This is a genomic window from Bacillus sp. LUNF1 (assembly GCF_011008975.1).
Classification (GTDB): domain Bacteria; phylum Bacillota; class Bacilli; order Bacillales; family Bacillaceae; genus Bacillus; species Bacillus velezensis.
Genome location: NZ_CP048876.1, coordinates 585,259 through 599,726 on the forward strand (window position 1 = coordinate 585,259; position 14,468 = coordinate 599,726).

Genomic DNA, 14,468 nt, shown 5'->3' on the forward strand with positions numbered 1-14,468 from the left:
TCTGTGTAAAAACTAGGAGGATTTGAAGATGAATAAAAATAGCAGCCAGCATTCATTTTTGAGAACCATCATTTTAGTATCGACATTCGGGGGACTTCTTTTCGGCTACGATACCGGTGTAATTAATGGGGCGCTGCCGTTTATGGCGGAAGCTGACCAGCTTAATCTTACCGCTTTGACTGAAGGGATGGTGGCGAGCTCCTTGCTCTTGGGGGCTGCGATCGGCGCGGTTTTCGGAGGGAGATTGTCGGACTATAACGGCAGACGTAAAAATATCCTTATCCTTGCCGTTTTGTTCTTTGCAGCAACGCTTGGATGTACACTGGCGCCTAACGTATCGGTTATGATCATCTCCCGTTTTCTGCTGGGGCTTGCCGTCGGGGGAGCATCCGTAACCGTTCCGGCATATTTGGCTGAAATGTCGCCGGCGGAAAGCCGAGGGAGAATGGTTACCCAAAATGAATTGATGATTGTAACGGGCCAGCTGCTTGCCTTCACGTGTAATGCTATCATCGGCAATGTGCTTGGTGATACCTCTCACGCTTGGCGTTATATGCTCGTTATCGCGGCCCTTCCGGCGTTATTCTTGTTTTTCGGTATGCTGAAAGTTCCTGAAAGTCCGCGCTGGTTGGTTTCTAAAGGAAGAAAAGAAGATGCTCTGCACGTTCTCCGGCGAATAAGGAATGAAGAGAAAGCGAAGTCTGAGCTCGCTGAGATTGAATCTGCCTTTCATAAGGAAGCTGAGATGGAGCAGGCGACTTTTAAGGATCTTGCCGTTCCGTGGGTGCGCCGCATTGTGTTTATCGGGATCGGAATTGCGGTAGTGCAGCAGCTCACCGGCGTGAATTCAATTATGTATTATGGAACTCAAATTTTAAAAGATGCCGGTTTCGAGACAAAAGCCGCATTAATCGGCAATATCGCTAACGGTGTGATTTCGGTGCTCGCGACTTTTGTGGGAATATGGCTTCTCGGTAAAGTCGGCCGCCGTCCGATGCTGGTGACGGGGCTGATCGGAACGACTGCGGTGCTGCTTTTGATCGGAGTTCTGTCTGTCGTGCTGAAAGGATCGCCTGCTCTTCCTTATGTGGTTCTTTCATTAACAGTCACTTTCCTTGCGTTTCAGCAGGGGGCTGTCTCTCCGGTGACCTGGCTGATGCTGTCGGAGATATTCCCGCTTCGATTGCGGGGACTTGGTATGGGGGTCACTGTCTTCTGCCTCTGGATCGTGAACTTCCTTGTGGGTTTAACTTTTCCGATCCTGCTCGCAAACATCGGATTGTCTGCAACCTTCTTCATTTTTGTCCTGTTAGGGGTAGCGTCCGTTATATTTGTGAAAAGGTTTCTTCCGGAAACGAAAGGTCTGTCGCTCGAACAGCTTGAACAAAACTTCCGTGCTTATGAAAAAACAGATCGTAATAGCGCAGAAGCTGAGGTGAGCGGGTAATCTGAATAGACGCGGGGTTCCTAGGAATCCTGCTTTTTTATTTATTATATAGAAGGGAATAATAAGTGAGAAAAAAGTTTCGTAAAAGTGTTGACCTAATTTGAAGTGCATGGTATATTATTAAACGTCGCTGATGAACAAAGCGATAACGACAAATGAGAAAATGATCTTTTAAAAAAAGACTTTACAAATTCTCAAAAGCGTGTATAATAAATAAGGTCGAGAAAAAGACTTCGAAAAGAAATAAAAAAAACACTTGACATCATAACTGATTGGTAGTATGATAGTTAAGTCGCCTGATAAGCGCCCGTAGCTCAATTGGATAGAGCGTTTGACTACGGATCAAAAGGTTAGGGGTTCGACTCCTCTCGGGCGCGCCAATTCAAATGCGGGTGTAGTTTAGTGGTAAAACCTCAGCCTTCCAAGCTGATGTCGTGAGTTCGATTCTCATCACCCGCTCCATTATAATGATCTTTGAAAACTAAACAAGACAAAACGTACCTGTTAATTCAAAGTTTTAAATAAATCGCACAGCGATGTGCGTAGTCAGTCAAACTACTTTATCGGAGAGTTTGATCCTGGCTCAGGACGAACGCTGGCGGCGTGCCTAATACATGCAAGTCGAGCGGACAGACGGGAGCTTGCTCCCTGATGTTAGCGGCGGACGGGTGAGTAACACGTGGGTAACCTGCCTGTAAGACTGGGATAACTCCGGGAAACCGGGGCTAATACCGGATGGTTGTCTGAACCGCATGGTTCAGACATAAAAGGTGGCTTCGGCTACCACTTACAGATGGACCCGCGGCGCATTAGCTAGTTGGTGAGGTAACGGCTCACCAAGGCAACGATGCGTAGCCGACCTGAGAGGGTGATCGGCCACACTGGGACTGAGACACGGCCCAGACTCCTACGGGAGGCAGCAGTAGGGAATCTTCCGCAATGGACGAAAGTCTGACGGAGCAACGCCGCGTGAGTGATGAAGGTTTTCGGATCGTAAAGCTCTGTTGTTAGGGAAGAACAAGTGCCGTTCAAATAGGGCGGCACCTTGACGGTACCTAACCAGAAAGCCACGGCTAACTACGTGCCAGCAGCCGCGGTAATACGTAGGTGGCAAGCGTTGTCCGGAATTATTGGGCGTAAAGGGCTCGCAGGCGGTTTCTTAAGTCTGATGTGAAAGCCCCCGGCTCAACCGGGGAGGGTCATTGGAAACTGGGGAACTTGAGTGCAGAAGAGGAGAGTGGAATTCCACGTGTAGCGGTGAAATGCGTAGAGATGTGGAGGAACACCAGTGGCGAAGGCGACTCTCTGGTCTGTAACTGACGCTGAGGAGCGAAAGCGTGGGGAGCGAACAGGATTAGATACCCTGGTAGTCCACGCCGTAAACGATGAGTGCTAAGTGTTAGGGGGTTTCCGCCCCTTAGTGCTGCAGCTAACGCATTAAGCACTCCGCCTGGGGAGTACGGTCGCAAGACTGAAACTCAAAGGAATTGACGGGGGCCCGCACAAGCGGTGGAGCATGTGGTTTAATTCGAAGCAACGCGAAGAACCTTACCAGGTCTTGACATCCTCTGACAATCCTAGAGATAGGACGTCCCCTTCGGGGGCAGAGTGACAGGTGGTGCATGGTTGTCGTCAGCTCGTGTCGTGAGATGTTGGGTTAAGTCCCGCAACGAGCGCAACCCTTGATCTTAGTTGCCAGCATTCAGTTGGGCACTCTAAGGTGACTGCCGGTGACAAACCGGAGGAAGGTGGGGATGACGTCAAATCATCATGCCCCTTATGACCTGGGCTACACACGTGCTACAATGGACAGAACAAAGGGCAGCGAAACCGCGAGGTTAAGCCAATCCCACAAATCTGTTCTCAGTTCGGATCGCAGTCTGCAACTCGACTGCGTGAAGCTGGAATCGCTAGTAATCGCGGATCAGCATGCCGCGGTGAATACGTTCCCGGGCCTTGTACACACCGCCCGTCACACCACGAGAGTTTGTAACACCCGAAGTCGGTGAGGTAACCTTTATGGAGCCAGCCGCCGAAGGTGGGACAGATGATTGGGGTGAAGTCGTAACAAGGTAGCCGTATCGGAAGGTGCGGCTGGATCACCTCCTTTCTAAGGATTTTAACGGAATATAAGACCTTGGGTCTTATAAACAGAACGTTCCCTGTCTTGTTTAGTTTTGAAGGATCATTCGATTCTTCGAGATGTTGTTCTTTGAAAACTAGATAACAGAAGTAATTCACATTCAATTAGTAATGCAAGATATCACGTAGTGATTCTTTTTAACGGTTAAGTTAGAAAGGGCGCACGGTGGATGCCTTGGCACTAGGAGCCGATGAAGGACGGGACGAACACCGATATGCTTCGGGGAGCTGTAAGCAAGCTTTGATCCGGAGATTTCCGAATGGGGAAACCCACCACTCGTAATGGAGTGGTATCCATATCTGAATACATAGGATATGAGAAGGCAGACCCGGGGAACTGAAACATCTAAGTACCCGGAGGAAGAGAAAGCAAATGCGATTCCCTGAGTAGCGGCGAGCGAAACGGGACCAGCCCAAACCAAGAGGCTTGCCTCTTGGGGTTGTAGGACACTCTGTACGGAGTTACAAAGGAACGAGGTAGATGAAGAGGTCTGGAAAGGCCCGCCATAGAAGGTAACAGCCCTGTAGTCAAAACTTCGTTCTCTCCTGAGTGGATCCTGAGTACGGCGGAACACGTGAAATTCCGTCGGAATCCGGGAGGACCATCTCCCAAGGCTAAATACTCCCTAGTGACCGATAGTGAACCAGTACCGTGAGGGAAAGGTGAAAAGCACCCCGGAAGGGGAGTGAAAGAGATCCTGAAACCGTGTGCCTACAAGTAGTCAGAGCCCGTTAACGGGTGATGGCGTGCCTTTTGTAGAATGAACCGGCGAGTTACGATCCCGTGCAAGGTTAAGCAGAAGATGCGGAGCCGCAGCGAAAGCGAGTCTGAATAGGGCGAATTGAGTACGTGGTCGTAGACCCGAAACCAGGTGATCTACCCATGTCCAGGGTGAAGTTCAGGTAACACTGAATGGAGGCCCGAACCCACGCACGTTGAAAAGTGCGGGGATGAGGTGTGGGTAGGGGTGAAATGCCAATCGAACCTGGAGATAGCTGGTTCTCTCCGAAATAGCTTTAGGGCTAGCCTCAAGGTAAGAGTCTCGGAGGTAGAGCACTGATTGGACTAGGGGCCCCTACCGGGTTACCGAATTCAGTCAAACTCCGAATGCCGATGACTTATCCTTGGGAGTCAGACTGCGAGTGATAAGATCCGTAGTCGAAAGGGAAACAGCCCAGACCGCCAGCTAAGGTCCCAAAGTATACGTTAAGTGGAAAAGGATGTGGAGTTGCTTAGACAACCAGGATGTTGGCTTAGAAGCAGCCACCATTTAAAGAGTGCGTAATAGCTCACTGGTCGAGTGACTCTGCGCCGAAAATGTACCGGGGCTAAACGTATCACCGAAGCTGCGGACTGTTCTTCGAACAGTGGTAGGAGAGCGTTCTAAGGGCTGTGAAGCAAGACCGGAAGGACTTGTGGAGCGCTTAGAAGTGAGAATGCCGGTATGAGTAGCGAAAGAGGGGTGAGAATCCCCTCCACCGAATGCCTAAGGTTTCCTGAGGAAGGCTCGTCCGCTCAGGGTTAGTCGGGACCTAAGCCGAGGCCGAAAGGCGTAGGCGATGGATAACAGGTTGATATTCCTGTACCACCTCCTCACCATTTGAGCAATGGGGGGACGCAGGAGGATAGGGTAAGCGCGGTATTGGATATCCGCGTCCAAGCAGTTAGGCTGGGAAATAGGCAAATCCGTTTCCCGTGAAGGCTGAGCTGTGATGGCGAGCGAATTATAGTAGCGAAGTTCCTGATTCCACACTGCCAAGAAAAGCCTCTAGCGAGGTGAGAGGTGCCCGTACCGCAAACCGACACAGGTAGGCGAGGAGAGAATCCTAAGGTGATCGAGAGAACTCTCGTTAAGGAACTCGGCAAAATGACCCCGTAACTTCGGGAGAAGGGGTGCTCTGTTAGGGTGCAAGCCCGAGAGAGCCGCAGTGAATAGGCCCAGGCGACTGTTTAGCAAAAACACAGGTCTCTGCGAAGCCGTAAGGCGAAGTATAGGGGCTGACGCCTGCCCGGTGCTGGAAGGTTAAGAGGAGCGCTTAGCGTAAGCGAAGGTGCGAATTGAAGCCCCAGTAAACGGCGGCCGTAACTATAACGGTCCTAAGGTAGCGAAATTCCTTGTCGGGTAAGTTCCGACCCGCACGAAAGGCGCAACGATCTGGGCACTGTCTCAACGAGAGACTCGGTGAAATTATAGTACCTGTGAAGATGCAGGTTACCCGCGACAGGACGGAAAGACCCCGTGGAGCTTTACTGCAGCCTGATATTGAATGTTGGTACAGCTTGTACAGGATAGGTAGGAGCCTTGGAAACCGGAGCGCCAGCTTCGGTGGAGGCATCGGTGGGATACTACCCTGGCTGTATTGACCTTCTAACCCGCCGCCCTTATCGGGCGGGGAGACAGTGTCAGGTGGGCAGTTTGACTGGGGCGGTCGCCTCCTAAAAGGTAACGGAGGCGCCCAAAGGTTCCCTCAGAATGGTTGGAAATCATTCGCAGAGTGTAAAGGCACAAGGGAGCTTGACTGCGAGACCTACAAGTCGAGCAGGGACGAAAGTCGGGCTTAGTGATCCGGTGGTTCCGCATGGAAGGGCCATCGCTCAACGGATAAAAGCTACCCCGGGGATAACAGGCTTATCTCCCCCAAGAGTCCACATCGACGGGGAGGTTTGGCACCTCGATGTCGGCTCATCGCATCCTGGGGCTGTAGTCGGTCCCAAGGGTTGGGCTGTTCGCCCATTAAAGCGGTACGCGAGCTGGGTTCAGAACGTCGTGAGACAGTTCGGTCCCTATCCGTCGCGGGCGCAGGAAATTTGAGAGGAGCTGTCCTTAGTACGAGAGGACCGGGATGGACGCACCGCTGGTGTACCAGTTGTTCTGCCAAGGGCATCGCTGGGTAGCTATGTGCGGACGGGATAAGTGCTGAAAGCATCTAAGCATGAAGCCCCCCTCAAGATGAGATTTCCCATTCCGCAAGGAAGTAAGATCCCTGAAAGATGATCAGGTTGATAGGTCTGAGGTGGAAGTGTGGCGACACATGGAGCTGACAGATACTAATCGATCGAGGACTTAACCAATTTGAATGTATGCTTACTGTTATCTAGTTTTGAGAGAACACTCTCAATGGTTTGGTGGCGATAGCGAAGAGGTCACACCCGTTCCCATGCCGAACACGGAAGTTAAGCTCTTCAGCGCCGATGGTAGTCGGGGGTTTCCCCCTGTGAGAGTAGGACGCCGCCAAGCTTTTCTAAAATTTTATCATCGCGGGGTGGAGCAGTTCGGTAGCTCGTCGGGCTCATAACCCGAAGGTCGCAGGTTCAAATCCTGCCCCCGCAACCAAAAAAATGGTCCGGTAGTTCAGTTGGTTAGAATGCCTGCCTGTCACGCAGGAGGTCGCGGGTTCGAGTCCCGTCCGGACCGCCATTTTTATTGTAAACGAAACGATCATGTTTTCGTTTTTTTTTGTGTTTTCTTTTAAATGCTGGCAGCTTGGTATCTAACCAAGCTTTCTTTATATCGTTAAAGTCTTGGATATTGAAACATAATCCGATACACTAGAAAGAGCTGTATTTCACAAGAGCGTCAGAAAGGGAGACGGGAGATATATGGATGAGTTTGATTTGATTCACAGTATTACGCCGCATTCGCATTATCATCCTTCCGTCGATGTAGGGATCGGTGATGACGGTGCGGTTTATACAGCGTCACCCCATATGCAGCAAATTGTCTGCCTTGATACAATGGTGGAGAATGTCCATTTTAAATTAGAGTATTCCTCTCCTCATGATATCGGTTATAAGGCGCTTGCTGTTAACATTAGTGACGTGGCGGCGATGGGAGGCATTCCGAAGTTTTATTTGGTGTCTCTAGCGGTTCCTTCTTGCTGGCAGAAAGCTCACGTCCAGGCAATGTATGAAGGAATGGCGGAACTGGCGAAACTATATCAAATGGATTTGATCGGGGGAGATACCGTCTCCGCTTCCGGTCAAGCTGTTATTACCGTTACTGTCATCGGAGAAGTTGAGAAGGATCGCGCTTGTCTGCGAAGCTCGGCAAGACCCGGAGATGTTGTGTTTGTTACGGGGGATATCGGCTCGTCCGCAGCAGGACTGTCTCTTTTATTGGGAGAGACACTCCCTTCTGCTTTTCATGCGACTGATTATTTTATCCGAAAACATAAACGGCCCGTTCCGAGAGTTCAGGTCGGCCGCTTCTGCTCTCAGCTTCAGCGTGCGGCGCTGAATGATATCAGTGACGGATTGGCCAGTGAGCTGCATGAAATAGCTGCGGCAAGTTCAGTTACGATAGAAATTGAAGAACAACTTCTGCCGGTGCATCCGGATTTGCCTGAGGCAGATTCTGAGTGGAAAAAATGGGTGTTATTCGGCGGTGAAGATTTTGAATTGGTTGGAACGGTTTCTCAGCAAGAGTGGATTTCTTTGCTTGATTACTGCACTCAATCAGGCATTCCGATTGCGAAGATAGGAGCGGTATCTGAACGGAAGGAAGCCTGTGTTCTTTTGACAGCCAATGATCAGAGACAAATCGTCCTTGAGAAAAAAGGATACAATCATTTTAAATAAGACGGGTGACTCACTTTGAAGACATTACAATGGAGAACGAAAAACCCCGAAGAAACGAAAGCCGTAGCCAAGCTTGCCGCTTCTTTGGCAAAGCCGGGAGACATTTTGACACTGGAAGGCGACTTAGGCGCGGGAAAAACGACTTTTACAAAGGGTTTTGCCGAAGGACTGGGAATCACGAGAGTGGTAAACAGCCCGACTTTTACAATTATAAAAGAATACCATGACGGTTCGCTTCCTCTATATCATATGGATGTGTATCGTATGGAGGATGAAAGCGAAGACTTAGGGCTTGAAGAATATTTTGAGGGACAAGGCGTCTGTTTAATTGAATGGGCTCATTTAATTCAGGATCAGCTGCCTGCTGAACGGCTGCAGATCGTCATCACAAGAGCCGGTGATGAGGCAAGGGACATTACCTTTACGGCTTGCGGAACACGGTATGAAACGCTTTGTGAGGAGATAAATAAACATGACAATACTGGCAATTGATACGTCAAATTACACGCTGGGTGCCGCGCTCGTTCGTGACAAAACGGTGATGGCGGAGTATATTACATATTTAAAAAAGAATCATTCCGTGCGGGCCATGCCTGCTGTCAATTCATTGCTGAAGGATTGCGGCCTAACACCGCAGGACCTTACAAAAATAGCGGTGGCGAAAGGACCGGGATCGTACACAGGTGTCAGAATCGGTGTGACGCTGGCAAAAACATTGGCATGGTCGCTGAAGCTTCCGGTTTCCGCTGTCTCGAGTCTGGAGGTGCTGGCGGCTAACGGACGGCACTTTCAAGGACTGATCTGCCCGTTATTTGATGCCCGGCGCGGACAGGTATATACGGGACTTTATGAATATCAGGATGGCCGATTACAATCCGTTCTTCCTGATCAGAATGTCCTTTTGACTGATTGGCTCGGCATGCTGAAAGAAAAAGCGTCTCCGGTTTTATTTTTAGGACACGATACAGCCATTCATGAAGAAACCATTTTGCATGAGCTGACATCTCAAGCAGTGATTGGAACGGCTGCACAGCATAATCCGCGGCCGTCAGAGCTGGCGTTTTTAGGCTTGGAAAAAGAAGAAGCGGATGTCCACAGCCTTGTTCCGGATTATTTGCGTCTGGCAGAGGCTGAAGCGAAATGGATGGAATCTCAAAAATAGGGTGATAGGGATGAAAACGAAAACGGCGATTCGAAGCATGCGTCCGGAAGATATTGATCAAATTTATGAAATTGAAACAGCATCCTTTACTTCTCCGTGGACGAAGGATTCATTTTATCATGAGCTTTTGGAAAATCCGTATGCCCACTACCTTGTCATTGAAAAGGACGGCTGTCTGGCGGGGTATTGCGGAATCTGGATTATTATAGATGACGCGCAGATTACGAATATAGCCATTAAGCCGGAATATCGGGGCCAATCATTGGGAGAAGCGCTGTTTCGCTCTGCGATAGAATTGTGCAGAGAAAAAAAGGCAAGAAGGCTCTCTCTCGAAGTCAGGGTCTCAAATCATCCCGCCCAATCCTTATATAAAAAATTCGGTCTTCAGGCCGGAGGAATCAGAAAACAATACTATACAGATAACGGGGAAGATGCGTTATTAATGTGGGTGACATTACATGAGTGAAAAACAAGATATTTATGTATTAGGAATCGAAACAAGCTGTGATGAAACAGCGGCCTCAGTCGTAAAAAACGGGAATGAAATTATTTCAAACGTTGTCGCTTCTCAAATTGAAAGCCATAAACGTTTCGGCGGGGTCGTGCCTGAAATAGCGTCCAGACATCATGTGGAGCAGATTACCCTTGTGATTGAAGAAGCTCTTTCAAAAGCGGAGATGGGCTTTGATGATCTTGATGCGATTGCCGTAACGGAAGGACCCGGACTTGTCGGAGCCCTGTTAATCGGAGTCAATGCGGCAAAGGCGTTAAGCTTTGCCCATCAAATACCGTTAGTCGGCGTCCATCACATCGCGGGCCATATTTATGCAAACAGGCTGATAGGAGAACTTCAATTTCCGGCGCTTGCTTTGGTTGTGTCAGGCGGACATACGGAATTGGTTTATATGAAAGAGCACGGTTCATTCGAGGTTATCGGTGAAACGCTGGATGATGCCGCAGGCGAAGCTTACGACAAAGTGGCAAGAACGATGGGGCTTCCTTATCCGGGAGGGCCGCAGATTGATAAGCTGGCTGCTGTGGGAACGGATTCCATTCCGCTTCCGCGTGCGTGGCTGGAAGAAGGGTCTTACAATTTCAGTTTCAGCGGCCTAAAGTCAGCTGTGATTAACACACTTCATAACGCCTCGCAAAAAAATGAGGTGATTCCTCCGGAGGATCTTGCCGCAAGCTTTCAGCAGAGTGTCATTGATGTACTGACGGCAAAAACCTCTAAGGCCGCGAAAGAATACGGGGTTAAACAAGTGCTGCTGGCAGGGGGCGTAGCCGCTAACAAAGGGCTGAGAGCCGCACTGCAGCAGGAATTCAGCCATTCGGGAGATCCCGAGCTTGTCATCCCGCCGCTTTCTTTATGCACGGACAATGCAGCGATGATTGCGGCTGCCGGAACCGTTGCTTTTGAAAAGGGGATTCGGGGCTCATATGATATGAACGGACAGCCCGGTTTGGAATTAACATCCTTTGATCGTCTCACGTTGTAAAACGTGAGGCTTTTTTTACTTATTAACAGACAATTCTAACATATCCACAGGATTGTGAATATATCCAGAAATCCAGGCTGGATAAGGGACTATAAGTTGTTAGTAAAGTGGATAAAGTCAGAAAATTTTGTGGATAGTGTGTATAAAACGCTTACTTACATGGCTGACAAGGAGGATAGCTGTGGATAAAAAAGCACCCCTTAAAGAGGTGCTTGACTTTTTCTATTCTTCTGAGGAGAGTTCCTCCCATTCTGCTAATAAGCTTTCGAGCTCTTGATTCAGAGCTTCATTCTCCGCGTGAATGGTCTGTACTTTTTCATGATCCTGATACACGTCAGGATCGCACAGCAGCTCCTCATTGGCGCTGATTTTCTCTTCGGCGGATGAGACGGCTGCTTCGATTTCTTCAATGCGTCTCAGGCGCTGCCGTTCTTTCTTCTTCCATTCTTTTTCTTCCTCGTAAGTTCTTTTCGTATCCTGTTTGACCTTGCCGGCAGGCTGAGCCTGCTCCTTTTCCTGCCGCTTCATTTCTTCCAGTTCCAGCTGCTGGGCTTTTTTCTCGGTGTAATAGTCATAGTCTCCCAAATATTCTTCTGCATGATCAGGTGACAGCTCCAGCACTCTTGTGGCGATCCTGTTAATAAAGTAGCGGTCATGCGATACAAATAACAGTGTTCCCGGGTAGTCGATCAGGGCGTTTTCCAGCACTTCTTTACTGTCCAGGTCAAGATGGTTTGTCGGTTCATCAAGGATGAGAAAGTTTGCTTTTTGAAGCATCAGCTTGGCAAGCGCGACTCTTGCTTTCTCCCCGCCGCTTAACGAGCGGACCGGTTTCAGGACATCGTCTCCGCTGAACAGGAAGTTGCCGAGGCATGTCCTGATCTCTTTTTCCGGCATGTCCGGATATTCATCCCACAGCTCGTCCAGCACGCGTTTGGACGAGGTCAGTTCAGCCTGCTCCTGATCATAATATCCGATTGTGACATTGGAACCGTACGTGATCGATCCGGATTCCGGACTGATTGTATTCATAATGGTTTTCAGCAAGGTTGATTTGCCGATTCCGTTCGGTCCGACGAGGGCGGCGCTTTCGCCTCTTGTGATGCCGAAGGTCAGGTTTTTCAAGAGCGGAGGCTGGCCGTCATAGCTGATGGAAACATCCTGTACGCGCAGGACGTTGTTTCCGCTCTGTTTTGTAATGTCAAAACGGAAGGCGGCTGATTTTTCATCCCCGAGCGGCTTTGCCATGACGTCCATCCGTTCAAGCTGTTTTCGTCTGCTTTGGGCTCTTTTCGTTGTAGAAGCTCTGGCCAGATTGCGGTCGACAAAATCTTGAAGCTTGGCGATTTCGTCCTGCTGTTTTTCATACAGCTTCAGGTCTTTCTCATACTGCTCAGCTTTTTGTTCTAAATAGGCGCTGTAGTTGCCGAGGTATTTTTTGCTTTCTGTCCGTGAGACCTCGTACACTTGGCTGACGACTTTATCAAGAAAGTATCGGTCGTGGGAAACGATCAGGATTGCGCCTGAATATCCCTGTAAATAATGCTCAAGCCATGTAAGCGTGTCGATGTCGAGATGGTTCGTCGGTTCATCCAGAACAAGCAGATCAGGCTGGGTCAGCAGCAGCTTTCCGAGCGCAAGCCTTGTTTTCTGACCGCCGCTCAGGCTTTGCACTTTCACGGAATCGTCAAATTTTCCGAAGCCGAGGCCGTGAAGGATAGATCGGACGTCCGCTTCATATTGATAGCCGCCTTTATCCTTGAAATCCTGCTGAAGCCTGTCATAGGTTTTCATCAGCGTCTCAAGCTCCGCGGGGGCGGCTGTGGCCATCTTTTCTTCAATAGAGCGCATCTCTTTTTCCATTGCTTTCAGGAAATCAAAAACGCTCAGCAGTTCTTCTTTTATGGTAAGCTGGGATTCCAAGCCTGTGTGCTGGGCAAGATATCCCATCGTTAATTCTTTCGGTTTGATTAATTCACCCTTTTCATATGAAAGGTGACCTGCGATAATTTTAAGGAGAGTTGATTTGCCGGCTCCGTTTCTGCCTACTATGGCGATGCGATCCCGAGATCTGACTTCGAGCTTTATATTGTTTAAAATAGGATCAGCGCCAAAAGATTTGGATAGCTGATTAATTTGTAAGATCATCATATTATTTCACCTCTGTTATAATAAGTTAAGTGTAGCTTATCAACCTGCTGTCAGCAAACAATACATCAGAATTGGAACATTATAGGATAAGACATCAGGGAGAAAATAGTGTATGATCAGAAGTAAGGAGAGTTTAAATATGAATGGATTTTCTCATTTTAATGAAGAAGGCCATGCCCGCATGGTGGATATAAGCGATAAATCTTCAACAGTCCGTACTGCCGCTGCGATATCCAGCGTACACATGAAGCATGACGTGTACAGCAGAATCAAAAACCGCGAGATCGGAAAAGGAGACGTGCTGGCTGTCGCACAGGTGGCAGGAATTATGGCCGCAAAGCAGACGTCAGCGATTATCCCGATGTGCCACCCGCTTTCTTTAAGCAGCGTTGACATTTCATTCGGCTGGGAGGAAAAGAATTCCGAAGCCGTTCTTCATATACAGGCAAGCGTAAAAACGAAAGGGAGTACAGGTGTGGAAATGGAAGCGCTAACTTCCGCTTCAGTCTGCGCTTTGACCGTTTATGACATGTGCAAGGCGCTGGATAAAGGAATGGTCATCGGCCCGACCTGCCTCTTGGAAAAAACAGGAGGGAAAAACGGTGATTTTAAAAGAGATGCATCTGAGTATAAAGTGGAGGACCAATCATGAACAAGGATCAATCAAAAATTCCACAGGCGACGGCAAAACGGCTGCCGCTTTATTATCGCTTTTTAAAGAATTTACACGCGTCAGGAAAGCAGCGCGTTTCATCAGCTGAACTGAGCGACGCGGTAAAAGTCGATTCGGCCACGATCCGCCGGGATTTTTCCTATTTCGGGGCGCTCGGCAAAAAAGGATACGGCTATAATGTGGATTACCTGCTGTCATTTTTCAGAAAAACACTGGATCAGGATGAAACGACGAACGTCATTTTGATCGGTGTCGGGAATTTAGGGACGGCGTTTCTTCACTATAATTTCACAAAAAATAATAACACAAAAATATCTATGGCTTTTGATGTGAATCAGAGTAAAATAGGAACTGAGGTAGGCGGTGTGCCTGTCTTTGATCTTAATGATTTAGAGCTTCACATTAAGGATGAACCCGTGGCGATTCTTACCGTTCCGGCGGTTGCCGCCCAGTCAATCACCGACCGGCTCGTGTCGCTCGGAATCAAGGGAATCCTTAACTTTACGCCGGCCCGTTTGAATGTGCCGGATCACATTCGAATTCATCATATAGATTTAGCTGTAGAGCTTCAATCATTGGTTTATTTCTTAAAGCATTATTCTGTTTTGGAAGAAATTGAATAGCGAAAGGAGGAGCTGCACATGATTGGTCCTGGAAGCCTGGCGGTTATCGGTGTGGTGGCGGTGATTATTTTCGGTCCGAAGAAGCTTCCCGAATTAGGAAAAGCGGCGGGGGACACGCTTCGTGAATTTAAGAACGCTACTAAGGGATTAGCCGGTGAAGAAGAGGAAAAAAAGAAAGAAGAACAGTAAGAT

Annotated in this window: 10 protein-coding genes, 4 tRNA genes and 3 rRNA genes; 16 read left to right on the top strand and 1 reads right to left on the bottom strand. The window is 48.9% G+C overall.

What is annotated here, in order from left to right; genetic code table 11:
- The first annotated feature begins 28 nt into the window (after window positions 1-28).
- The 13 genes from G4O42_RS03085 (at window position 29) to tsaD (ending at window position 10,829) form a co-directional block, all read left to right on the top strand.
- Window positions 29-1,447 (top strand): sugar porter family MFS transporter, encoded by a 1,419-nt coding sequence (locus G4O42_RS03085; protein WP_032873152.1) that lies wholly within the window; start codon window positions 29-31, stop codon window positions 1,445-1,447.
- Window positions 1,448-1,750: 303 nt separating this feature from the next.
- Window positions 1,751-1,827: transfer RNA gene (locus G4O42_RS03090), tRNA-Arg, on the top strand.
- An 8-nt stretch (window positions 1,828-1,835) separates the two neighbouring features.
- Window positions 1,836-1,909: transfer RNA gene (locus G4O42_RS03095), tRNA-Gly, on the top strand.
- Window positions 1,910-2,007: 98 nt separating this feature from the next.
- Window positions 2,008-3,557 (top strand): 16S ribosomal RNA (locus G4O42_RS03100).
- 175 nt (window positions 3,558-3,732) lie between these two features.
- A 23S ribosomal RNA gene (locus G4O42_RS03105) occupies window positions 3,733-6,662 on the top strand.
- A 50-nt stretch (window positions 6,663-6,712) separates the two neighbouring features.
- Window positions 6,713-6,828: ribosomal RNA gene (rrf, locus tag G4O42_RS03110) — 5S ribosomal RNA — on the top strand.
- Together the 16S, 23S and 5S rRNA genes with 4 tRNA genes alongside form the textbook arrangement of a ribosomal RNA operon.
- A 19-nt stretch (window positions 6,829-6,847) precedes the next feature.
- Window positions 6,848-6,924 (top strand) — tRNA-Met (locus G4O42_RS03115).
- Window positions 6,925-6,931: 7 nt separating this feature from the next.
- Window positions 6,932-7,008 (top strand) — tRNA-Asp (locus tag G4O42_RS03120).
- A 182-nt stretch (window positions 7,009-7,190) separates the two neighbouring features.
- Window positions 7,191-8,168, top strand: a complete 978-nt coding sequence (gene thiL / locus G4O42_RS03125; RefSeq protein WP_032872599.1) for a thiamine-phosphate kinase — start codon at window positions 7,191-7,193, stop codon at window positions 8,166-8,168.
- Window positions 8,169-8,183: 15 nt separating this feature from the next.
- Window positions 8,184-8,660 carry a tRNA (adenosine(37)-N6)-threonylcarbamoyltransferase complex ATPase subunit type 1 TsaE gene (tsaE, locus tag G4O42_RS03130; protein WP_007408853.1) on the top strand — a complete coding sequence of 159 codons (477 nt, stop codon included), beginning with the start codon at window positions 8,184-8,186 and terminating at the stop codon, window positions 8,658-8,660.
- Window positions 8,641-9,330, top strand: coding sequence for a tRNA (adenosine(37)-N6)-threonylcarbamoyltransferase complex dimerization subunit type 1 TsaB (gene tsaB, locus G4O42_RS03135; protein ID WP_007408854.1), 690 nt, complete (start codon window positions 8,641-8,643; stop codon window positions 9,328-9,330). The genes tsaE and tsaB overlap by 20 nt, the downstream gene beginning before the upstream one ends.
- Before the next feature lie 10 nt (window positions 9,331-9,340).
- A complete protein-coding gene (rimI, locus tag G4O42_RS03140) occupies window positions 9,341-9,796 on the top strand; it encodes a ribosomal protein S18-alanine N-acetyltransferase (protein WP_003155993.1) in 456 nt (151 codons plus the stop codon).
- Complete coding sequence (gene tsaD / locus G4O42_RS03145) at window positions 9,789-10,829, top strand: tRNA (adenosine(37)-N6)-threonylcarbamoyltransferase complex transferase subunit TsaD (protein ID WP_020955419.1); 1,041 nt, start codon at window positions 9,789-9,791, stop codon at window positions 10,827-10,829. Before rimI ends, tsaD begins: the two co-directional genes overlap by 8 nt.
- 222 nt (window positions 10,830-11,051) lie before the next feature.
- Here tsaD and G4O42_RS03150 read toward each other — a convergent pair whose 3' ends face one another.
- Entirely contained in the window at window positions 11,052-12,980 is a 1,929-nt protein-coding gene (locus G4O42_RS03150; protein ID WP_032872597.1) for an ABC-F family ATP-binding cassette domain-containing protein, read from the bottom strand.
- A 139-nt stretch (window positions 12,981-13,119) separates the two neighbouring features.
- On the opposite strand from G4O42_RS03150, the gene moaC reads away from it, so the two are divergent.
- Genes moaC through G4O42_RS03165 form a run of 3 tightly spaced genes read left to right on the top strand, consistent with a single transcriptional unit; the run spans window position 13,120 to window position 14,465 of the window.
- The gene (gene moaC / locus G4O42_RS03155; RefSeq protein ID WP_032872595.1) at window positions 13,120-13,632 is read left to right on the top strand and encodes a cyclic pyranopterin monophosphate synthase MoaC; all 513 of its coding nucleotides are present in this window, start codon (window positions 13,120-13,122) and stop codon (window positions 13,630-13,632) included.
- Window positions 13,629-14,276 carry a redox-sensing transcriptional repressor Rex gene (locus G4O42_RS03160; protein WP_003155984.1) on the top strand — a complete coding sequence of 216 codons (648 nt, stop codon included), beginning with the start codon at window positions 13,629-13,631 and terminating at the stop codon, window positions 14,274-14,276. The genes moaC and G4O42_RS03160 overlap by 4 nt, the downstream gene beginning before the upstream one ends.
- Before the next feature lie 18 nt (window positions 14,277-14,294).
- A complete protein-coding gene (locus G4O42_RS03165; protein WP_003155981.1) occupies window positions 14,295-14,465 on the top strand; it encodes a twin-arginine translocase TatA/TatE family subunit in 171 nt (56 codons plus the stop codon).
- The last annotated feature ends 3 nt before the right edge of the window (window positions 14,466-14,468 follow it).

What these genes read in the sequence shown, in the direction of transcription:
- rimI (WP_003155993.1), top strand. Translation starts at nt 9,341, where the DNA reads ATGAAAACGAAAACGGCGATTCGAAGCATGCGTCCGGAAGATATTGAT.
- G4O42_RS03085 (WP_032873152.1), top strand. Translation starts at nt 29, where the DNA reads ATGAATAAAAATAGCAGCCAGCATTCATTTTTGAGAACCATCATTTTA.
- G4O42_RS03160 (WP_003155984.1), top strand. Translation starts at nt 13,629, where the DNA reads ATGAACAAGGATCAATCAAAAATTCCACAGGCGACGGCAAAACGGCTG.
- tsaB (WP_007408854.1), top strand. Translation starts at nt 8,641, where the DNA reads ATGACAATACTGGCAATTGATACGTCAAATTACACGCTGGGTGCCGCG.
- G4O42_RS03150 (WP_032872597.1), bottom strand. Translation starts at nt 12,980, where the DNA reads ATGATGATCTTACAAATTAATCAGCTATCCAAATCTTTTGGCGCTGAT.
- G4O42_RS03165 (WP_003155981.1), top strand. Translation starts at nt 14,295, where the DNA reads ATGATTGGTCCTGGAAGCCTGGCGGTTATCGGTGTGGTGGCGGTGATT.
- tsaD (WP_020955419.1), top strand. Translation starts at nt 9,789, where the DNA reads ATGAGTGAAAAACAAGATATTTATGTATTAGGAATCGAAACAAGCTGT.
- moaC (WP_032872595.1), top strand. Translation starts at nt 13,120, where the DNA reads ATGAATGGATTTTCTCATTTTAATGAAGAAGGCCATGCCCGCATGGTG.
- thiL (WP_032872599.1), top strand. Translation starts at nt 7,191, where the DNA reads ATGGATGAGTTTGATTTGATTCACAGTATTACGCCGCATTCGCATTAT.